Below are 20,228 nucleotides of genomic sequence, written 5' to 3'. Positions count from 1 at the left end.
CTCCCCTAAGGTCAGGGTCAAGAAAAAGATTTGAAACTTTTGTCTCAAATCCTCTCTCATCTATAACATTTGCTGCCTCCACTTTCAAATCTGGGTGCGGAAAGTAGCAAAGGTATTAGAGTAATAGGATAATTTTCCCTACTGCTCCTTCTTTTTCTCTTGCTTTGGCTTGCTTTTCTCCTTTTGCCACTTAGCATTGTCGTAGGTTACGGTATAGGTATCCTCATCGCCGCCTTCCCCGTCAAATACCAAGTCAAAGCGGATAGACTTGCCTGGCGCCAGATTGGTGCCGATTTGTGTATTGTCAAAGGTTGAGCCGTCCAAAATATAAACATTTTCCTTCTTGTCATAAAGTCCAAAGTCATAAGGACTGACCAGAATGGGCTTTTTAGAAGTGTTTTCAACCGTGATTGTCGCAACGACAGCTACACCTGTCGACTCATCGCTCATGACTTTCTTGCTGTCTTCTACTGCCGAATGAACGGTCACCTTGAGTCCACTGGAAAATTCAACTGTTTTCTCAAAAGCATGGCTGGAATAGGTCTCTAAAGGCGAGTTATGGTAGCCTGTGAGAGACTTGAGATGGTCATTTTCCTCCATAAGGCCAATCGTAGTGATGACGAGGAGAATGCTGAGCAAGGCCAGAAGAAAGATGATAATACCAGACACCAGAGCTGCCCAAAAGAGCCCCTGCTTGTGGAGAGGACGTTTTAAACGGTAAACACGATTGTCCTCACTGACAATTTCCTGCTGAATTCGCTGATTCATATGGACCTTTCTAATCAATAATTACTTGCCTTTTGTAAGAGGCCCAAGCGTCGGAAGTTCAACCCCCTCTCGCAAAAGCGCTTCATGGTATAGGCGGTAGAAGATATGGTAAATGGAAACCTGCATGCCACCTTGTACGATCATGCTGATCCGGAAGTTGAACTGGCCATTTGAAGCCATCTGCGGCCCCAAGACATCCGGTTCCTTGAGAATCTCTGGATGTTCTGGCACTGCTTCTTCATTGACCTTGGAAATAATGCGGTAAATCTCGTCCAAATCTGTCTGGGCATAAAGCGGAATGTCAATCAGAACACGCATATCTCCTCGAGACAAATTGCTGACGACCATGATATTGCGGTTGGGCACAAAATGAAGCGTTCCGTCCGCGTCCCGTACCTGCGTCGTCCGAATCCCGACACTGATTACTGTTCCAGCGATGTTGATAGGACCGTTAGTCAGGCGGACATTGTCACCAACATCTAACTGTCGCTCGAGAAGGATAAAGAAGCCATTGACCAGATCCGACAGGAAGCCCTGGGCTCCCATCCCGATGGCCACCCCGGCAATTCCGGCACCAGCTAAAAGGCTGGAAACCGGTAGTCCCAAGATGGATAAAACCCAGTAAATCAAGAGGAAATACAAGACATAATTAAGCAGATTCTCAATCAGACGAGTGATAGTTTTCTGTCTGGCTACATCCTGCTTGGATAGCTTGAGAGAGGGGGCAATGATCTTGGTCACTGACAAATGCAGGATTTTCTTAACGATGTAAAATAAGATAAAAAGCAGAAGTAAAGAGACCAGCTTGGAAAAAAGGTCATCTGCAATCTTGCTCCAGTCAAACTGCTGGATATAGCGGGAAAAGACATTTCCGGTCTTAGACATAGGCTACCTCCAAAAAGATTACTACCATTATACCACAAAGACCAATCAGCGCGGACATAGAATGGTTAGTCCGACCTAGCGTTGCTTTCACCCCCCTTTCTATCGTATAATAAAATAAGTATCCAAGACAAGAAAGGAACTTACATGCTCCATCGCTTCATCACCATTTGGAATAAAACCAATCTAATCAAGCGGATTTCCATCGGTATTGGCATTGGTGTCCTGCTGGCTGTCATCTTCCCCCAAGCACAAGCCATCGGACTTCTGGGCCAAATCTTCGTTGGCGGCCTCAAGGCTATCGCTCCGCTCCTAGTCTTCGCTCTGGTGGCAAACGCCCTGTCGCAGCAGCAAAAAGGACAAAAGAGCAATATGAAAAAAGTCATCTTGCTCTACCTTCTGGGAACCTTTGCGGCGGCCTTAGTAGCGGTCCTGATCAACTTCTTCTTTCCCATTAGTATAGAGTTAGCTTCGTCCTCCCAAGAAGTTTCTCCGCCAGATGGAATCGGACAAGTTCTCAGCAATCTTCTGCTTCAGCTGGTGGACAATCCCGTCAATGCCCTCATCACCGCTAACTACATCGGTATCCTGTCCTGGGCTGTCATCTTTGGAATTGCCATGCGGGAAGCCAGCCACCACAGCAAGGAACTGCTGCAGACCTTGGCAGATATCACTTCTAAGATTGTCGAGTGGATTATCAATCTAGCCCCTCTGGGTATTTTAGGCCTGGTCTACACGACCATTTCCGGCAAAGGTTTCCAGGCTCTAAAAAGCTATGGTATCCTGTGATTACCTTTATCATGCTGCGGAAAAATCCCTATCCCTTGGTCTGGCGCTGTTTGCGAGTCAGTGGCGTGACTGCCTTTTTCACGCGCAGCTCAGCGGCTAACATCCCCGTCAATATGAAACTCTGTCGGGATCTGGGGCTCAATCCAGAGACCTACTCGGTCTCTATTCCTTTGGGAGCCACTATCAACATGGCAGGGGCTGCTATTACTATCAATACCCTGACCTTGGCTGCTGTCAACACGCTGGGTATCAGAGTTGATTTTGGCACGGCTCTAGTTCTCAGTATTGTAGCGGCAATTTCTGCCTGTGGGGCTTCCGGCGTAGCTGGCGGTTCTCTTCTGCTCATTCCAGTCGCCTGCAGCCTCTTTGGGATTTCCAATGATTTGGCCATGCAGGTAGTCAGCGTCGCTTTCGTTATTGGTGTCATTCAGGACTCCTGCGAGACAGCCCTCAACTCTTCTACTGACGTTCTCTTTACAGCTGTGGCCGAGATGAGCAGCTGGCCAAAAGAAAAACGCTATTAATTTCGACAAAAAACCTCTAGACTTCCATCATTACGGAAAGCTAAAGGCTTTTTTATGTGTGAAAATTAATTCTTTCGATGCTTGTCAAAATATCTCTTCGTCTCACTGATGACAATTGGAGACAAGACTAATAAGGCAATCAAGTTTGGCAAGGCCATGAGGGCGTTGACAATATCTGCAATAATCCAGACCGCCTCTAGACCCACAAAGCCACCGAGAACAATCATCAGGACAAAGAGCAGACGATAAACGCGGATATAGCGAACCCCAAAGAGAAACTCAAAACAGCGCTCACCATAGTAGTTCCAACCCAAGATAGTCGTAAAGGCAAACAGAACTAGAAAGACTGAAAGCAGAACTGAACCAAAATTAGCAAAAACACTCGCAAAGGCTGCCTGAGTCAGGGACACACCGTTGAGATTGCCATCCCAGACTCCTGTGATTAAAATCGTCAAGCCTGTCAGGCTACAGATAATCAGGGTATCGATAAAGGTTCCGGTCATGGAAATCAAGCCCTGTTCTACCGGTTCCTTAGTCCGGGCTGCCGCCGCTGCAATGGGCGCTGACCCCAAGCCAGATTCATTGGAGAAAACTCCACGCGCAACCCCGTTTTGAATGGCCATCTGGATGGTCGCACCAGCAAAGCCACCGACAGCAGCCGTCTGACTAAAAGCTGAGCTAAAGACCAGCTGGAGAGCCGGCAGTAATCGATCTAGATTGACCGCTAAGACAGTCATAGTGCCCAAGATATAAATCGCCGCCATAAAGGGCACAACCTTGGTCGATACTCGAGCAATAGACTGGATGCCGCTGAAAATAACCAGAGCTACTAAAATAGCCAATATAGAAGCTGTCACAGCTGGAGGCAGCTGAATGGTATTCTGCATGGCCTCCGTAATAGAATTGACCTGCGTAAAGGTCCCAATCCCCAAGAGAGCCACCAAGATACCAGCTATCGCGAAAAAGATGGCTAGAGGACGCCACTTCTCGCCCATTCCTAGTAAGATATAGTGCATAGGACCGCCTGCCATGGCTCCATGAGCATCCTTGCGGCGGTACTTGATAGCCAAGAGGCCTTCGGCATACTTGGTCGCCATCCCAAAGAAAGCAGCTACCCACATCCAGAAGAGGGCACCCGGTCCACCGGTTTTAATAGCTGTTGCCACTCCTATGATATTTCCCGTTCCCACCGTCGCAGCTAGAGCAGTACAGAGAGCCGCAAAGCTAGAGACATCGCCCTGATGCTCCTCGTCTGATACAAAAATTAGCCGAAAGGCACGCGGAAGTCGAAAAATCTGCAGCAAGCCCAGACGCAGACTGAGATAGATACCGGTACCAACCAGCAAAATGAGCAGGGGCGGACCCCAAACCAAAGAATCCAGACGATTCAATATTTCCAACATGATATAAGCTCCTTTTCACACCGAGAAAAAGAAAGAGCACATGCAAAACATGTACTCTGGATGTGCTGGAGTAGGGAAATTCCTGCCTCTTCGCTCTGTCCTTTTACCTGAGAGTTTGAGCGGTTCTAAACCGCCTTGCCCCTTCGGTGCCATTCATGGTCTCTCCAGAGTTCCGTCCATTTCACAGTCAGAGGTACCTGCCCCTTTCTGAAAAACTTCGTTCGGTGTTGATTATTAATTTTATATTATTCTAAAAGAACATTCGCTTTTTGTCAATATTTTATGAAAATTTTTGAGTATGTAAACGTTTTTAGGCACAAAAAAGAAGCCTAAAGGCTTCTTGCTTAGCTTAATTCAGCGATAATTGCCTTGAGCTGGTCTTTGGTGTGAACACCTGCGACTTGCTTCACGACTTGACCATCTTTCTTGAACAGAAGGGTTGGAATGGACATAATGCCAAATTCACGGGCCGTATTTGGATTTTCATCCACATCCATTTTAAGGATTTTCAATTCATCCTCATGGACTTCTCCTGCCAACTGCTCCAAGATAGGTGCCTGCATACGGCACGGACCGCACCAAGTTGCCCAAAAGTCAATCAGAACCAATCCATCTTTTGTTTCTTCTGCGAATGTTGCATCTGTAACTGCTGCTACCATAAATCTTCTCCTTTTATTGCTTACTTTTGATAACATTTTACACCAAAAACATCAGAAAGAAAAATATTTGCTATGGGTAGGACCTTAGTCACTCAGTGAGAAATGGTTGGTCATGAGATTGCTGGCATCCAAGAGAACTTTCTCCAAGAGCTGGTTTGTCGCTTCTTGCACCTTATTGCTCATGGCTTGATTTTCAGCTTCAAAGTCCACATCCTCGCTCTTGGCCAGAGCTTGGTCTACCCGACCAATCATTTCATGTCCCCAAGCCATAGTCTTTTCCTGATAATCATCCAAATCACCGACATGACTGCTAAAATGAGCATCAGCCAGACCAGCAATCAAGCGATTGGCCCAGTAGAAGGAATCTGTCGAAACCTTGTCAGTCGTATTGGCAAAGTAGTCTGGCGTTGTTGAGACTTGAGTAAAGAAAGGAACAGCTGTATTGTAAGGCATGGAGCCATAAGATAGCCACTGGATACCTGTCGTTTCCTGCGGTTGATTAGGGCGCAGCTGCAAGATAGCTGTCTGACTGGTCCGATTGATGCCAATAGTCCGGAAGGCCCGTCTGCTGTGGCGGTCGCCCTCTGCTCCGTAAGGATCATAAGGCGAATCCTGATAGTGACTGCTCAGGACATACTTGACATCCTCGATGGTGATCTTGCGGTATGGCTTGCGGCACCATGGAATGAAGAAACTCCTTGGATCTTGCTCCACTTCTGGATTGAGAAAACGCTGGATATCCCAAGCTCGCGGTGTATTGTAATGGCGGTCCTTATCCTTCTGGCTGCCAAAAGCATAGCGTGGATTGAAGCCCTCATCTGAGTAATTCAGATTGAGATGGTTTTCCTTGATAAAATTTTTGAGATTTGGATGACAGAGGAAGTGCTCTGGATTGTCAAATTCAAAATAATCGCTGCCCAGCTGATTTGGATTGGTCACATAGGCATCATCTGGCACGCGCCGCGCCATCCAATGGTGGCCGCCAATGGTTTCCAGCCACCAGATTTCATTGACATCTGAGATAGCAATCCCATTGGACTCATAAGTGCCGTACTCCTCTAGGATTTTCCCTAAGCGTAGAACCCCTTCTCGAGCCGTCTTGATATAGGGAAGAACCAGCGTAAGGATATCTTCCTCGCTAATACCTGACTCTACCAAAGGATCAGCTCCCAACACGCGGCTATTAGTTGTAATCGTTTCCGTTGCGCTGACAGCAACGTTATAGCTGTTAATTCCAGCTGCTCCCCAAATCCCATCCTTGGGAACTGCATCTGGCACCGCCGTATAGCGGACTGGATTGTCCGGCAAATCCATCTCAAAAGAGGTCAAAACAGACTGATAATGGCGGGGCTGGTCTTGTGGCTCCACTATGACAAATTTCTTGGGTGTAAAGACCCCATTTTGTGAATCCTCTGTACGAGCGACAATGGTTGAACCGTCGTAACTGGCCTTCTTGCCTACCAAAATAGTCGTGCAGGAATCTGATGCATGCTTTATTCTCATTATTTTCCCTCCGAAACACTTTATGCTGCTTCCATTATAGCAAAAAGCAGGTTCTCATAAAAGGACTCGCCGTTATCTCTTCGCTGAAATTTCTAATGCCCTATTCGATTTTCAAGACATAGGTATGTTCTTTGTAAAGCTCATCAATCTCAAAATGCTCCAAATCTTCTTCCTTTGAGACAATATAATGCCCTTCTCTTTGGTAATAGCCTAAAGAATTTCCCGACTTATCTGTCAGACAGATTGTCTGCTGCTTCCTATCAACGCTGAAAGAAAACGGTGTTTGATCTTTGGGGCGTCCGACAACTAAATAATCTTGACAAATCAGCTTGCCGCCCCACTTCTGATAGAGGTGATTTGCCTGCTCTCCATCTCTGGTAAAGATGATCAAGGCCTCAACTTTCTTTTCATGCAGTTTCTCCCAAGAAGTTTGAAAGAGTTGGCCGGCTATCCCTTGATTCTGAAAATCAGGATGGACAGCCAGATTAGCAAAGTAAGCTATCTTTTCTCCTGGATAATATGGATAAGAACGACTTGCTTCTTCGGTGTAAATCCCAATATCTAGAAGCCCTACAACCTGATCATCTTCCACTGCTATGAGCTCAATCGAATCTTGGTAAGGCTCTTCAGTAAACTCATCCTTGCTGCGGCTCACATCATCAAAGAAAGGCGAAAAGAGATAACTCAAAGCTTTTGTATAACCCCAACTTTTCTCATAAGTCGAGTTATAGATTTGTATTTTCATTTCTGGCCTCTTACTTAAATATCACAATCGTCGCACCGCTGCCGCCGGCATTTTGCGGGGCATAGCCGAAGGACTTGACATGCTTGTTGCGGCGGAGGTATTTAGTCACCCCTTCGCGGATGACCCCGGTCCCGATACCGTGGATAATATCCACCTGAGCCATGTTATTGAGGAGGGCCTGATCGATAAAGGCATCAAGCTCTTCCATGGCCTCTTCGTAGCGTTTGCCGCGCAAGTCTAGTCTGGCTTTGGGTCCAGAAGTATTGGCCCGCTTGACCACATTGACCTGCTTGCGCTTAGGCTGCTGCTCCTTTTCAGCCTTGAGCAAGTTAAACTCCTGCTCTTCCAGAGTCATCTTGATGAGACCGACCTGGGCTTCCCAGCGACCATCCTTTAGCTGCTTGACCAAGGTTCCCCGCTGACCATAGCTAGTGACTAGAATATCATCCCCCACCTTGGGAGCCCGATTTTTCTTAGCCTGTTTGAGCACCTTATTCTTTGATAAATCAACCGTTTCTGGTGCCAACTTTTTAAGCTGAGCCTTGGCTTCAATAATCTCATGTGGTTTGAGGCTAGACTTATCATGGAGATTTTTGAGAATGCTCTCACTCTCTGACAAAGCCAAATCAACGATTTCTTGGGCTTCCAAGCGTGCCTTATTGAGCTCAGTTTCCTTTTCTCGGTTAAACTCATTATATAGCTTTTTGAGGGCTCGGTTAAATTTGAGATTTTCCTGCTCCACCTCGCGGATATTATCCAAGCGCTTGCGGCTCTCCAGCGTCTGCTCCTCTAGGCGTTCAATTATTCGATTGACATCACTGTCTGTGTTGGTCTGCTCTTGGGCATGGCCAACGATAACTTCCGCCAAGCCCAAACGTCGAGCTATTTCAAAGGCATTGGAGCGGCCAGGCACTCCCTGCATAAAGCGATAGGTCGGCCTTAAACTATCTGTATCAAATTCCATGCTGGCATTCTCTACCCAGTCCATCTCAATCCCATAGGCTTTGAGCTCAGGATAGTGGGTCGTTGCCATGGTTTTAATCTGCCTTAGCCGCAAATCTTCCAAGATAGCAATAGCCAGAGCGGCACCCTCTTGCGGGTCAGTCCCAGCTCCTAGCTCATCCAGCAGAACCAGACTCTCGCTATCAACCTGATCTAAAATAGAGACAATATTGGTCATGTGACTGGAGAAAGTCGACAGGCTCTGCTCAATGGACTGCTCATCACCAATGTCTGCAAAAATCTGACTGAAAATCCCGACGCGGCTCCCCTTGTCCGCCAAAATCGGCAGACCTGACTGGGCCATGATCTGAGCTAAGCCCAAGGTCTTCAGCATGATGGTCTTCCCACCCGTATTAGGACCGGTAATGACAATCTCTGTCAAGTCTGGCCCGAAATGCAAGTCATTAGCCACTGCATTTTCAATCAGGGGATGACGGACACTGAGCAGTTGAATATCCTGCTCTTCCGACAGGTCTGGCACCACCGCTCCTGTCTCTTGCATGAAGCGGACCTTGGCACGCACCAGATCCAGATGTCCGATAATCCAAGCATTGTTGGCAATTTCAGCTGCATAGGGACGGAAGAGGTCTGATAATTCCTGCAAAATCCGCTGAATTTCATAACGTTCGTCCGCCCGACTGCTGGCAATTTCTTCGTTGAGATTGACAACTGCTCTAGGCTCGATATAGACGGTATTGCCGCTGGCTGAAATATCGTGAACCACACCAGAAATGCGGTTACGATAGGTATTTTTCACAGGCAGCACATTGCGGCCATTCCGGCTGGCCACTACCTGATCCGCCAGCATCTCTCCCTTGTTTTTGAGAATCTCTTGCAGAATTTCCCGCACCTGGTTTTCATTTTCTTGAATCTTTCGGCGGATACGGCTCAAACTTTCGCTGGCAAAGCTTTCAATAAAGCCGCCATCATTCACAGCCTGCAGACCTCCTTGGAGCTTAGGGAACACAGCCAGATTCTCAAACAGACGGTCCAGCTTTTCCAAGTGCACATTTTCCAAGTCCTCATAAAAGGACTTGAGCTCCTGAGTCACAGCCAAGACGCGCTTGAGGGCTAAAAACTCCTCGATATTCAAGTCGCTCTCCAGCTCCAAGCGCTTGGTCAAGGCAGTGATATCCTGAGTCGCAGCCAGACTAAAGTACGGATGCTGCACAAAAATCTGCTGCATATCTGTCATTTCCAGAAAAGCTGAAGCTACCGTCTCCTTCTTACTGGTCGGCAAAAGCAGGCCCAGTTCCAGCTGCCCCTGCTCTGTCAAAAGATAGGGAGCAAAAAGTTCTTTTATCTTCTTAAATTCTAAGGTTTCTAAAATTTTTGTGTTCATAATTTTCTTTTCTAGTAAAAAAGAACCCAGCTAGCAGGCCAACTGAGTCGTCTCTTATCCGATAACTTGATTCACCCAGAGATCTTTGAGGATATTGGATGTGATAGGGGTATACTTGACAATAAAGCGAATCATGAAGCTGCTGTTGAGCCGCTCCTGAACCATCTCCATCGGCACCGTTGCTAAAATAGTCAGGCACATTCCCAAAACAAAAATAGAGATGCAAACAGCGATGGCTCCGCTGATCACATTGTACCATTTGGTGTCCAGCTTATTGGGATAGGGAATCAGATTCGCAAAAATCCCAAAAAAGCGCCCAAGGATGTAGATAGCCGTAAAGATAATGAGATAGGCCAAACCAGCATAAAAAACCTGGTCCAACTGAAAGAGCTGGGAGCTAGGGAAAAAATAGGTCGAAGAGCCCTGAGTCGCACTGGCATAAGGCACCCAAAGGCTGATAAACTTAGCCAAGCTCTTATAAAAAGCTCCAGCCACCAGCATGGAAACCATGGTCGCAGCAGCATAATAGCCCTGCAAAACAATACCACGCGAATAGCCGATATAAAAGCTCCAGGCCAATATTAGTAAAATAATAATAGAAAACATTATTTCTCCTCTATTTACCCGACTTTTCTCTCAAATCACTGAGCATTTTGTGACGAAAATCTTCTAGTTCTTTTTCTTTGTCATCAAACTCAATCTCTCGACTGAGTTGAGTAGATAGGCTATTGACCGCCAGCAAAATCGCCAAGACTTCATCATCTGCCGCAGGCATCTGCTCTTTGATAGCCTTGTATTTTTCCTTTGCTACCCGTTCTACTTCTTCCATAAAGAGATTATCGTGTTCTGTTGTTAGAGTTAAGGTCTTGTTTCCAAATGTAAATTTATATCGATTCAAATTTGCCATAAAATCACCTCATTGTATTATATCAAAAAAGAAGCCCTTTGTCAGTTATTAAAACACTTGGAACTAGACAGGGACTTTCTTTTTCATCTTTTTTGACATTGCAAGCAGCAGTGCTCTCCTACAAAATTTTTGTAGGATTTTCAATCTTATGGCTTTCGACTTTTCCTTTTTATGGTACAATAGGGGGTATGGAAACTATCACCCTCAGTCCCAAACAGCAAGAAATTCAGGCTTTTGTTGAGAAATATCAGGACCAGCTGGCTCCCAGCAAGAACCCACATATTCAATATTTCTTCCGGCTGAATCAGGCGACGGTCAGTGTCTTTAGCTCCGGAAAAGTTCTCTTTCAAGGGGCAAAAGCTGCTTACTACGCTGGCTTTTTTGGTCATCAAGTGACCAAGACCAGTTCTAGTCCTGCTTCTCAGAATTTTGCCCTCATTGGGACAGATGAGGTCGGNAACGGCTCCTACTTTGGAGGTCTAGCCGTCGTAGCTTCTTTCGTCACTCCAGGCCAGCACGACTTTCTGAGAAAACTGGGCGTTGGTGATTCTAAAACCTTGAACGATAGCAAGATTCGCCAACTGGCGCCGGTCTTAAAAGAAAAGATTGCCCACCAAGCTCTGCTCTTATCGCCAGAGAAGTACAACGAAGTCATCGCTTCTGGCTACAACGCTGTCTCTGTCAAGGTAGCCTTACATAATCAAGCTATTTACCTACTGCTGCAAAAAGGCATCAATCCTGAAAAAATCGTCATCGATGCCTTTACCAGCCAGCAAAACTATAATAAATACCTAAAGCAGGAAAAAAATCATTTTCCAAATCCGGTAAGTCTGATTGAGAAGGCTGAAGGAAAGTTTCTAGCTGTTGCGGTCAGCTCTATTATCGCTCGCGACCTCTTTCTGGAAAATCTAGAAAATCTCAGTCAAGAGTTAGGCTATACCCTGCCTAGCGGAGCCGGAAGCAAGAGCGATCATGTTGCCAGCCAGATTCTTCAATCCTATGGAATGGCCGGTCTGCAGCATTCTGCTAAACTCCACTTTAAAAATACTGAAAAAGCACAAAAACTTCTAGAAAGGTAACCTATGAAAAAATCAAATACTGCTGTTGTCATTCTCAAAGAATGGGGACTCTTTATCTTCTTTATCTCTGTCATTATCCTGTCAAGGCTCTTTCTCTGGTCCCCTGTCAAGGTAGACGGCCACTCTATGGACCCTACCCTGGCCAATGGGGAATATCTGCTTGTCCTCAAACATCAGTCTATTGACCGCTTTGATATCGTCGTCGCTACTGAGACAGACGATGACGGAACGACCAAGGAGATTGTCAAGCGGGTCATCGGTATGCCAGGTGACACTATTCAGTATGAAAATGATACTCTTTACATCAACGGTAAAAAAACAGATGAGCCTTACCTGACGGACTACATCAAGAAATTTAAAGAAGACAAGCTCCAATCCACTTACACTGGGGACGATTATGATGACAATGGTGAGTTTTTCAGGAAACTCGCAGCTCAGGCTCAAGCCTTCACTGTTGATAGTGAAGGTAGCCCTGTCTTCACCGTCAAGCTTCTGGATGATGAATATCTGCTTCTAGGTGACGATCGGATTGTTTCCAAGGATAGTCGCCAAGTCGGTACCTTCCAAAAAGAACAAATTCAGGGCGAAGCCAAGTTCCGCTTCTGGCCACTGCTGCCCTTTAAGACCTATTAAGCATATCGAACTCAGTTGAACGTCAGCTGGGTTCGTTTTAAAAGAAGAACCTATAAACTATGGAATTTTACTTTTCAGGAACGATTGAACGGATTATTTTTGAAAATCCCAGCAACTTTTTCCGCATCTTGCTCTTAGATATTGAAGATACAGATGCCGAGGATTTTGAAGATTTTGAAATCATTGTCACCGGATCTATGGCAGATGTCATGGAAGGCGAAGATTACACTTTCTGGGGCAGTCTCGTCCAGCACCCCAAATATGGCCAGCAGCTGAAAATTTCCCGCTATGAGCGAGCCAAACCCAGCAGTAAAGGCCTAGTAAAATACTTCTCCAGCGACCATTTCAAGGGCATCGGGGTCAAGACTGCTCAAAAAATCGTCCAACTCTATGGAGAAGATACTGAGGACACCATTGACAAGATTTTAGCAGAGCCGGAAAAGCTGACCCAGATAAACGGCTTAGCTGCTAAGAACCGCGAGGCCTTTGTCGCCAAGCTCAGACTTAACTACGGAACTGAGATGGTACTAGCCAAGCTGGCAGCCTACGGCATTCCCAATAAGTTGGCTTTTCAAATCCAGGATACCTACAAGGAAGAAACGCTGGATATTGTCGAAAAATATCCCTATCAGCTGGTAGAGGATATTCAGGGGATTGGCTTTAAAATCGCTGACCATCTGGCAGAAGAGCTGGGTATCCAAAGTGATGCCCCTGAGCGTTTTCGGGCTGGTCTTGTCCACACCTTGCTGACCCAGTCTATGGAGCGGGGAGATACCTATGTTGAAGCTCGTGATTTACTTGAGCATACCATCAAGCTCTTAGAAAGCTCACGCCAAGTGGAGCTGGACCCTAGTCTAGTCGCTGATGAGCTGGCCCATCTGATTGAGGAAGATAAGGTCCAGAATGTAGAGACCAAGATCTTTGAAAACAGCCTATTTTTTGCTGAAGAAGGAATAAAAAGTAATCTGGTCCGTCTGCTGGAAAAAGGAGAGCAAGACTGCTTTGACGCAGATAACATTACTGCGGCTATCCAGCAAGTGGAGGAAAGCTCCGGCATCTCCTATGACAGTATCCAAAAAGAAGCCATCCGTCAGGCTATCAATCAGAAGGTCTTTATCCTAACCGGCGGACCGGGTACTGGAAAAACTACTGTTATCAACTGCATCATCGCAGTCTACGCCCAGCTTCGCGGCTTGGATCTGCGAAAGGTCAATGATCTGCCTATTCTGCTTGCAGCTCCGACCGGACGTGCTGCTCGTCGCATGAACGAATTGACTGGTCTTCCTAGCGCTACTATCCACCGGCATTTGGGGATGACCGGAGATGATGATACCAGTCATTTGGATGATTATCTGGATGCTGATTTTATCATTGTGGATGAATTTTCTATGGTGGATACTTGGTTGGCTAATCAACTCCTCAGCAATATCTCCTCTCAGACCAAGCTCTTGATTGTCGGAGATGCGGATCAACTTCCGTCTGTCAGTCCAGGTCAGGTTCTGGCGGACTTACTGCAGATACCGACTATCCCACAGACCAAGCTGGAAACCATCTATCGGCAGAGCGAGGAGTCTACAATCGTCACACTGGCCAGCCAGATTCAGAAGGGCATTCTACCAGCAGACTTTACAGAGAAAAAAGCGGACCGATCTTATTTTGAAGCTAGAAATGAGCATATCCCACCTATGATTGAAAAAATCGCTAGCGCTGCCATTCGCAGCGGTATCCCAGCTCAAGATGTTCAGGTATTAGCACCTATGTATCGGGGGCCAGCCGGTATCGACCAGATTAACAATCTCATGCAAAATCTCATCAATCCTGTAGAGAAAGATGAACTGATCTTTGAAGCTCCCGACTGTCAGTATCGCCAAGGAGATAGGGTTATCCACTTGGTCAATGATGCCGAAAGCAATGTCTTCAACGGTGACTTAGGCTATATCAGCGACCTGCTGCCTGCTAAGTACACCGACTCCAAGCAGGACGAGCTGACCATTGACTTTGATGGCAATGAACTTGTCTATCAGCGTAGCGAGTGGTACAAGATCCGCCTGGCCTACGCCATGAGCATTCACAAGTCTCAGGGCAGTGAATTTCCGGTAGTTATTTTGCCCATCACCAAGAGCAGTCACCGGATGCTGCAGCGCAACCTCATCTACACTGCTATCACCCGCGCCAAGAGCAAGTTGATCTTACTTGGGGAAAAAGTAGCCTTTGACTATGCCGTCAAAAACACCGGTACCGCCCGCAAAACCTATTTAATCGAGCGCTTTGGCGATTTTCTGCAAGCTGAGAGCAATATTCACAATCCTGTGGAAAACTATGTCTTGACTGAGGAAAACTTCCAGAAAATTGACCCTATGATTGGGATAAGAGAAGAAGATATAAAGGGAATTTTTAAGTAAGCCTTGACTCCCTTCTTTGCTCTGTGTATAATGCTAAAATGTGGCTATACGACCAGACAAAACAACAATTAACTTTCTTCAAAGGAGATATTAATGAAATACAATAAATATGCCTCTCTAATAAAATGGGTGCTTGTAGGATGCTGTCTCATTTTATTGGGTACCCGTTCATCAACAAGAATTAAGGATATCAGTGTGGAAACCTTGCGAAAAGAAGGAAAAATTCTTTCTGCAAAAATCTCTGATACCTCCTACAGCCAAGCAATACAAATTACTCATATTGATGGACCGGTTGCAGAGTTAAAAGAAGATCATGACTCAACCTATTTCTACAGAGTAACTTATATAGATAAAAATGGTAGGGAAGCCGATGTTGGCCTGCGCAATGATTCTTCAACTAGCCGCTTCGTAGATGAACTAGAAAAAGCGGATAATTTAGGAGGAGAGCCAAAATGGTTGATTGCCTCAGTAGAGTCTGCTTCAGATATTCCCGATTACGCTAAAATCATGAACTCGTATCTATTTAATGATGAAAATAACCAACAACTGAAATACTACATCACTCTCTCTGATGACAAAGAATTCCAAAAAAGTGGAACAACTTCCTTCACTTTCTTCACCTATATTGCTATATTCTGCATTTTGATCGGGTTCATCCGTTATTACTTAAACCATAAAAGATTGAATGATTTTTTCAAACTCTATCCCGAGTTGAATGAAACGCTGGATCAGATTGAAAACAATGGTGGCTATGTTGACCCAGATATCCGTGTCTTCTTTTACAAGAATCATCTGGTCAGTTACAAATCTAGCTTTAAAACATGTGACATACATGACGCGCTAACAATTTATCATCATAGCAATTCATTCATGATTTCTATCTTTCCAATCATCAGAAAAAATGAGATTCGGGTTGTCCTTTCTGATGGCAACGAAGAGAAACTGCCTCTAAGACATCAAAACGTTTCTAAAACTGATCTTGCTTTAACTCGTTTAAAAAATCAAATCCATGAAAAATTTCCAAATATTGAATTATAAAGAGGACAGTTTTCTGTCCTCTTTATATTAACTTTCTACAATTGTATTTGGAAAATTCGGTGTACCAATCATCGCTTAGCTTCGTTTTAAGTATGTCAGAGTCTGTTCCATCAGATCGTCACTAAGAATATCAATGCCAATAGATTCCAGCATAAAGCGGATAAAGCGGAGACGCTCAGCCTGCTTTTCAAAACTTTTCTCTGAAAATCGACCCNCTAATCGGCCTGACCGAGGAAGATATCCACAGTATATTCAGCACATAAATAAAAAGGCTGGGACAGAATTAAATTTTTTAGTTCTGTCCTATCGCCTTTTTTTATGCCTTATTTTTCTGGCTAAAGTGCTGCAGGAGCTCGTCAGTAAAGATATCCATGCCGACCGAGGTCATCATAAACTGCAGAAAATGGATGCGTTCTGGCAGTTTTTCAGGATCGCTTTCAAAAACGGTCTCATTCATCCAGAAGTTCACCAGCAGCAGAAAGACTTCCGCAGCCTGGTCCGGATACTGAGTCTGGATAGACCCATCTGCCATGCCTTTTTTGATAATATCGCTGACCAGAGGGGAGCCTATCCGCAGATTGTCCCGCATCATGGTCAAAATAAAACCTGCATCCTGCTCGTACTCTTCCACAATGCCGTCCATGGCCCGGGCTGTCTGACTTTCCAGATTAGACTTGAGGATGGTTTGCAGCTGCTCCCTACCGGTCAGATTTTCCGTAGCCTTGAGCCACTGCTTCATCTCTTCTTCCATCAGCTCCTGCCGGCTCCTCATCACCGCCAGGACAATCTCATCTTTTGACTTGAAATGATGGTAGATAGCCCCCTTGGAAATGCCTGCCGTCTGAGCAATATCCTGCATACTGGTCTTTTCGGACCCCTTTTGGATAAAGAGCTGGGTTGCTGTATTTAAAATTTTTTCTCTCATGGCCTGGGATTTGTCTTTTCGCTGCGCCATTCTGTTCCCCTTTGTTTCTAATATAGCTTTATTCTACCAAAAAAGCCGGAGAAATACAAAATCATAAAAATATCTTTAAGCCTTGTCTTGCTGATCCCTTTGATACCAAAGATAGATACTGTAAGCCGCCATCAAGATATAGCCTAGGAAAAAGAGCGGATTTTCCGTCCCCTTGCCTACAAAGATGCCTTCGCCAATTGTATTAATGAGCCCATGAAAGAGGACACAATAGAGGACAGACTGACTGGTCTTGTAAAGGGCTGCCAGCCAGAAACGGCCGAGCAGGCAAAATGCTGTAAAGACCAGAAGAGAGGTCCCTGCCTGACTGCTGCCGGGGGTAAAGAAGAGGGGCAGATGCCAGACAGCCCAGATTAACCCAGTTGCTACAGTTGCCAAAGGGAAGGGCAGGATCTTCTCCAGACTTGGCTGCAGGAAGCCCTGCCAGCCAATTTCTTCATTACCACCTGTCAAGAGAGTGGTTACCAGAGCCAGAACCAAGACATTCAAAAGATTCAAATTTGGCAGCGGCTTGGTCACAAAGACAATGGAAATCGTGAAGAGACCCACAAAAATCAACAGATAAGGCCAGCTTCCTTTCCTGGCAAACTTGATAAAAGTCAGCATTTCTTTCAAAGACTTACCTAAGACAAGCTTGGCACTTATAGCAGGACCAAATGTTCCCACTATCGTGAGCAGCGGAGGAAGCAACGGCACTCGCCCTTTCAGCACAGCCGAGAGAATCCACGCAGACCAAGTGATACCAAAAGTCCAAAGCAGAAAAATTAGAATTTGCTTGACAGATGAGGAATCTTTATAGTTTCTAGCTTGCATCTTTCTCAGCCCCTTTCCGATTGCCCTTCCAGTACCACCAGCCTAGCAGTAAAATTGTCATCACCGCATTTGCAGCATGAAAGCTTAGGGACGTTCCGCCCTTGCTAGCTGCTCCTACGATGACTGTCTGGGCAAAGTTTATACAGCCATGAAAGACCATGCAGGCAAAAACAGACGCCGTCTGCTTATATAGAACAGCCAAACAAAAGCTACCCATGACGCAAAATAGAGTATAAAAAGGCAGGGAAATCTGACTTTGACTCGTTCCCGGAATCAGCCAGAGGGGCAGATGCCAGGCCACCCAGACCAGAGCCGTGATGACAGTTGCCAGAGGGAAGGAGATTTTTTTCTCCAGAGCCGGCTGCAGGAGGCCCCGCCAGCCCAGCTCTTCGTTCCCGCCTCCAGCAAAGGTGACAAAGGTCCAGCCCAGAGGAAACATCAGAATAGCATTCAGAGGCGGCAAGGCTGGATTGGCGATAAAAAGGGTCAAAACCCGAACCAGACAGAAGGCCAGCATATAAATCCACCAGCCCTTAGCATGAGAAAAGATAAAGTCCAGCATCTTCTTGGGATGAGAAATTTTGAGGCTGATAAAAGTTCCCAAAGTCGGTCCGAAGCCCCCAATGAAATTGAGAGCAAAGCCCAAAGGCTCAGCCCCGCTGGTCAGCTTCAGGGCGGTTAAAATATACTGAAGCAGCCAGGCTCCCCAGGTAATGCCAAAAGTCCAGGCCAGAAAGGGCAGGATATGCCTTGTCTCTGGCTCTACATGTGTTTGTTTGTTCATACGATAACTCCTTATCAAATGTAGAATAGTGAAAAGTCATTCGAAAACTGGACAAAGGCATCCTTTACTCTCAGTCTTTCAGATGATTACCTGTTTTGAAACGCAGATTTTTAAAATCCGACCATTCGGTTTGTTTTATTATAAAAAATAAAGACCTGCGCCAAATAGAAAACGTAGTCTTTTAGTCCTTGCTTGAAATAAAAAGCAAAGATAGACTAAATAATGCTAAAAGCTATGTCAGCACCGTTTAGCTACTGCCTGCTGCTTTTAGTTTCTAAGTTGTCCTGACTCTGATGCTTAAGACAGGCCATTTCTCTGCTACTTGCTCCTTTCCTGATTTTGCAATCGCCGGATATGCCAGAGATTGGAGGCAAGGCTCAGACCCCCTACTGCCATAATACCCAGTCCTCGCCATGGGCTAAAGACAGAAGTCAGCAAGCCACCAGCAAGGACAGCATATCCAGCTTTGACTCCCCACTTAGAATAGCGTATGCCATTCTCACCCTGTGTTATCTTTTCTAGCCACACCTTACGTTTTTCTGCCTGCTGCTGCAAAAACTCTTTCTGACCTTCCCGCTGCCGATCCAGTTCCTGATTCAACTTGAGAATGTGCTCGCTTGTTTTTTCTACTACAGATTTCTTCATTTCTGCTCCTTTCTTTTTAAAAACCGACCGGGCGGTTTTTGTTTTACAAACTTAGTATAACAGACACAGAAAACTTTGTCCAGTATTTTTTCAAAAAAGATTATTTTTAGTTAATGAAAATCATCAGACAACTTAGAAACTCGTCACAANCAACTCTCTTATATTAAAGACTATATCTAAAAAAGCTCGGTAACGAACCAAGCCTTTATCTTTATTCAAACCCCGTCACTGTCAGTCCTAGCAGTCGGATACCTCGTGGTTGCTCTTCCAAGCTATCGTAAATCTCATGAGCCGTTCGCTCGATTTGCTCCTTGTCTTGAGTGGCTAGATTCAAACTTTTCCTTTTAGTCAAGGTGGAGAAATCGGCATAACGAATTTTCAGAACGATGGTTCGCCCTTTCTTGTCATGCTTAGTCAGGCTATTTTCTACTTTTTGAGCCAGCAGGGTCAGCTCTTTCTTGATATCCTCCTCACTATAGAGCAGTTTGGCATAGGTCCGCTCCTTCCCGATCGACTTACGGATGCGATTGGACTTGACTGGACTATTACTGATGCCACGCGCTTTCCGGTAGAGATCAAAACCAAAGCGACCAAACTTATCAATCAAGGTCATTTCCGGTATCTTGAGCAGATCTGCACCAGTATAAACTCCCATTTCATGCAGTTTTTCAACGCTTTTCTTACCAACCCCATGAAACTTGGCAATGTCCATAGGCGCCAGAAAGGCCTCAGCCTCTTCGGGTAGAATAACAGTCAGACCATGGGGCTTCTCATAGTCACTGGCAATCTTGGCCAGAAACTTATTATAAGAAACGCCTGCCGAAGCTGTCAGATGCAGCTCATTCCAGATATCGTGCTGAATCAGCTTGGCTATTTTGACTGCGGATTTAATCCCAAGCTTGTTTTCCGTTACATCCAGATAAGCCTCGTCGATGCTCATTGGCTCAATCAAGTCCGTATAGCGTTTGAAAATTTCTCGAATCTGCAAGCCGACTGTTTGATATTTTTCATAATTTCCCGAGATAAAAATGCCCTGCGGGCAACGCTCATAGGCTTCCTTGGAACTCATAGCCGAATGAACTCCGAACTTTCTGGCCTCATAATTGCAGGTGGAGACGACACCACGACCTCCAGTCAAGCGTGGGTCGCTGCCGATGATGACCGGATGCCCCTTTAACTTAGGATTATCCCGCTCTTCCACCGAAGCGAAAAAAGCATCCATATCAATGTGGATAATCTTCCGAGATGTATCGTTAATCAGTGGAAAAATCAGCATGCCCTCCTCCTTTCTCCTACAATCAATCTCAGCTTACAGGCTTTCACAAAGTCGGCCCTTT

Annotated in this window: 18 protein-coding genes, 1 pseudogene and 1 riboswitch; of the genes and pseudogenes, 5 read left to right on the top strand and 14 right to left on the bottom strand. The window is 45.6% G+C overall.

What is annotated here, in order from left to right:
• Positions 1–138 precede the first annotated feature (138 nt).
• Together D8886_RS00610 and D8886_RS00605 are read right to left on the bottom strand one after the other, a co-directional pair.
• Complete coding sequence (locus tag D8886_RS00610) at positions 139–768, bottom strand: DUF4352 domain-containing protein (protein ID WP_125433901.1); 630 nt, start codon at positions 766–768, stop codon at positions 139–141.
• A gap of 21 nt (positions 769–789) precedes the next feature.
• Positions 790–1,653: a mechanosensitive ion channel family protein gene (locus tag D8886_RS00605; RefSeq protein ID WP_125433900.1), complete on the bottom strand. Its 864-nt coding sequence runs from the start codon at positions 1,651–1,653 to the stop codon at positions 790–792.
• Between the two features lie 144 nt (positions 1,654–1,797).
• Here D8886_RS00605 and sstT point away from each other — a divergent pair.
• A pseudogene (gene sstT, locus D8886_RS00600) lies at positions 1,798–2,963 on the top strand (serine/threonine transporter SstT).
• Positions 2,964–3,028: 65 nt separating this feature from the next.
• Here the strand turns inward: sstT and D8886_RS00595 are convergent.
• From D8886_RS00595 to D8886_RS00565, 7 genes are all read right to left on the bottom strand, one after another.
• Complete coding sequence (locus D8886_RS00595) at positions 3,029–4,366, bottom strand: alanine/glycine:cation symporter family protein (protein ID WP_125433899.1); 1,338 nt, start codon at positions 4,364–4,366, stop codon at positions 3,029–3,031.
• Between the two features lie 85 nt (positions 4,367–4,451).
• Positions 4,452–4,544: riboswitch (glycine riboswitch) on the bottom strand.
• A 166-nt stretch (positions 4,545–4,710) separates the two neighbouring features.
• Positions 4,711–5,025, bottom strand: a complete 315-nt coding sequence (trxA, locus tag D8886_RS00590) for a thioredoxin (RefSeq protein WP_002898369.1) — start codon at positions 5,023–5,025, stop codon at positions 4,711–4,713.
• A gap of 84 nt (positions 5,026–5,109) precedes the next feature.
• Positions 5,110–6,528 (bottom strand): C69 family dipeptidase, encoded by a 1,419-nt coding sequence (locus D8886_RS00585; protein ID WP_125433898.1) that lies wholly within the window; start codon positions 6,526–6,528, stop codon positions 5,110–5,112.
• A gap of 100 nt (positions 6,529–6,628) precedes the next feature.
• On the bottom strand, positions 6,629–7,273 hold the full coding sequence (locus tag D8886_RS00580) for a GNAT family N-acetyltransferase (RefSeq protein ID WP_125433897.1): 645 nt from the start codon (positions 7,271–7,273) through the stop codon (positions 6,629–6,631).
• A gap of 10 nt (positions 7,274–7,283) precedes the next feature.
• Positions 7,284–9,617, bottom strand: a complete 2,334-nt coding sequence (locus tag D8886_RS00575; RefSeq protein WP_125433896.1) for an endonuclease MutS2 — start codon at positions 9,615–9,617, stop codon at positions 7,284–7,286.
• Between the two features lie 54 nt (positions 9,618–9,671).
• Positions 9,672–10,223, bottom strand: coding sequence for a CvpA family protein (locus tag D8886_RS00570; RefSeq protein ID WP_125433895.1), 552 nt, complete (start codon positions 10,221–10,223; stop codon positions 9,672–9,674).
• A gap of 10 nt (positions 10,224–10,233) precedes the next feature.
• A complete protein-coding gene (locus D8886_RS00565) occupies positions 10,234–10,524 on the bottom strand; it encodes a hypothetical protein (RefSeq protein ID WP_002896593.1) in 291 nt (96 codons plus the stop codon).
• A gap of 188 nt (positions 10,525–10,712) precedes the next feature.
• Between D8886_RS00565 and rnhC the strand changes: the two genes are divergently transcribed.
• The 4 genes from rnhC (at position 10,713) to D8886_RS00545 (ending at position 15,676) form a co-directional block, all read left to right on the top strand.
• Positions 10,713–11,603 carry a ribonuclease HIII gene (rnhC, locus tag D8886_RS00560; RefSeq protein WP_185761209.1) on the top strand — a complete coding sequence of 297 codons (891 nt, stop codon included), beginning with the start codon at positions 10,713–10,715 and terminating at the stop codon, positions 11,601–11,603.
• A 3-nt stretch (positions 11,604–11,606) separates the two neighbouring features.
• Complete coding sequence (lepB, locus tag D8886_RS00555; RefSeq protein ID WP_125433894.1) at positions 11,607–12,236, top strand: signal peptidase I; 630 nt, start codon at positions 11,607–11,609, stop codon at positions 12,234–12,236.
• A 59-nt stretch (positions 12,237–12,295) separates the two neighbouring features.
• A complete protein-coding gene (recD2, locus tag D8886_RS00550; RefSeq protein ID WP_125433893.1) occupies positions 12,296–14,638 on the top strand; it encodes an SF1B family DNA helicase RecD2 in 2,343 nt (780 codons plus the stop codon).
• Positions 14,639–14,731: 93 nt separating this feature from the next.
• The gene (locus D8886_RS00545; protein ID WP_002910687.1) at positions 14,732–15,676 is read left to right on the top strand and encodes a hypothetical protein; all 945 of its coding nucleotides are present in this window, start codon (positions 14,732–14,734) and stop codon (positions 15,674–15,676) included.
• A gap of 316 nt (positions 15,677–15,992) precedes the next feature.
• Here D8886_RS00545 and D8886_RS00540 read toward each other — a convergent pair whose 3' ends face one another.
• The 5 genes from D8886_RS00540 to dinB form a co-directional block, all read right to left on the bottom strand.
• Positions 15,993–16,631, bottom strand: coding sequence for a TetR/AcrR family transcriptional regulator (locus tag D8886_RS00540; RefSeq protein ID WP_061592255.1), 639 nt, complete (start codon positions 16,629–16,631; stop codon positions 15,993–15,995).
• Positions 16,632–16,706: 75 nt separating this feature from the next.
• Positions 16,707–17,462, bottom strand: coding sequence for a CPBP family intramembrane glutamic endopeptidase (locus D8886_RS00535; RefSeq protein WP_125433892.1), 756 nt, complete (start codon positions 17,460–17,462; stop codon positions 16,707–16,709).
• A complete protein-coding gene (locus tag D8886_RS00530; RefSeq protein WP_125433891.1) occupies positions 17,452–18,246 on the bottom strand; it encodes a CPBP family intramembrane glutamic endopeptidase in 795 nt (264 codons plus the stop codon). The genes D8886_RS00535 and D8886_RS00530 overlap by 11 nt, the downstream gene beginning before the upstream one ends.
• 318 nt (positions 18,247–18,564) lie before the next feature.
• Positions 18,565–18,891, bottom strand: a complete 327-nt coding sequence (locus D8886_RS00520; RefSeq protein WP_002914412.1) for a hypothetical protein — start codon at positions 18,889–18,891, stop codon at positions 18,565–18,567.
• Between the two features lie 211 nt (positions 18,892–19,102).
• The gene (gene dinB, locus D8886_RS00515; RefSeq protein WP_125433890.1) at positions 19,103–20,167 is read right to left on the bottom strand and encodes a DNA polymerase IV; all 1,065 of its coding nucleotides are present in this window, start codon (positions 20,165–20,167) and stop codon (positions 19,103–19,105) included.
• Between the last annotated feature and the right edge of the window lie 61 nt (positions 20,168–20,228).

The organism is Streptococcus sanguinis, from assembly GCF_003943655.1.
GTDB lineage: Bacteria > Bacillota > Bacilli > Lactobacillales > Streptococcaceae > Streptococcus > Streptococcus sanguinis_F.
Note: the sequence above shows the minus strand (reverse complement) of the source record. Positions and strands in the feature narration are given on the sequence as shown.

Coding starts and splice junctions, on each gene's coding strand:
- D8886_RS00610 (WP_125433901.1), bottom strand. CDS start 768: ATGAATCAGCGAATTCAGCAGGAAATTGTCAGTGAGGACAATCGTGTT.
- lepB (WP_125433894.1), top strand. CDS start 11,607: ATGAAAAAATCAAATACTGCTGTTGTCATTCTCAAAGAATGGGGACTC.
- D8886_RS00575 (WP_125433896.1), bottom strand. CDS start 9,617: ATGAACACAAAAATTTTAGAAACCTTAGAATTTAAGAAGATAAAAGAA.
- recD2 (WP_125433893.1), top strand. CDS start 12,296: ATGGAATTTTACTTTTCAGGAACGATTGAACGGATTATTTTTGAAAAT.
- D8886_RS00535 (WP_125433892.1), bottom strand. CDS start 17,462: ATGCAAGCTAGAAACTATAAAGATTCCTCATCTGTCAAGCAAATTCTA.
- trxA (WP_002898369.1), bottom strand. CDS start 5,025: ATGGTAGCAGCAGTTACAGATGCAACATTCGCAGAAGAAACAAAAGAT.
- D8886_RS00570 (WP_125433895.1), bottom strand. CDS start 10,223: ATGTTTTCTATTATTATTTTACTAATATTGGCCTGGAGCTTTTATATC.
- D8886_RS00520 (WP_002914412.1), bottom strand. CDS start 18,891: ATGAAGAAATCTGTAGTAGAAAAAACAAGCGAGCACATTCTCAAGTTG.
- D8886_RS00585 (WP_125433898.1), bottom strand. CDS start 6,528: ATGAGAATAAAGCATGCATCAGATTCCTGCACGACTATTTTGGTAGGC.
- D8886_RS00580 (WP_125433897.1), bottom strand. CDS start 7,273: ATGAAAATACAAATCTATAACTCGACTTATGAGAAAAGTTGGGGTTAT.
- D8886_RS00595 (WP_125433899.1), bottom strand. CDS start 4,366: ATGTTGGAAATATTGAATCGTCTGGATTCTTTGGTTTGGGGTCCGCCC.
- D8886_RS00545 (WP_002910687.1), top strand. CDS start 14,732: ATGAAATACAATAAATATGCCTCTCTAATAAAATGGGTGCTTGTAGGA.
- D8886_RS00565 (WP_002896593.1), bottom strand. CDS start 10,524: ATGGCAAATTTGAATCGATATAAATTTACATTTGGAAACAAGACCTTA.
- D8886_RS00530 (WP_125433891.1), bottom strand. CDS start 18,246: ATGAACAAACAAACACATGTAGAGCCAGAGACAAGGCATATCCTGCCC.
- D8886_RS00605 (WP_125433900.1), bottom strand. CDS start 1,653: ATGTCTAAGACCGGAAATGTCTTTTCCCGCTATATCCAGCAGTTTGAC.
- D8886_RS00540 (WP_061592255.1), bottom strand. CDS start 16,631: ATGGCGCAGCGAAAAGACAAATCCCAGGCCATGAGAGAAAAAATTTTA.
- dinB (WP_125433890.1), bottom strand. CDS start 20,167: ATGCTGATTTTTCCACTGATTAACGATACATCTCGGAAGATTATCCAC.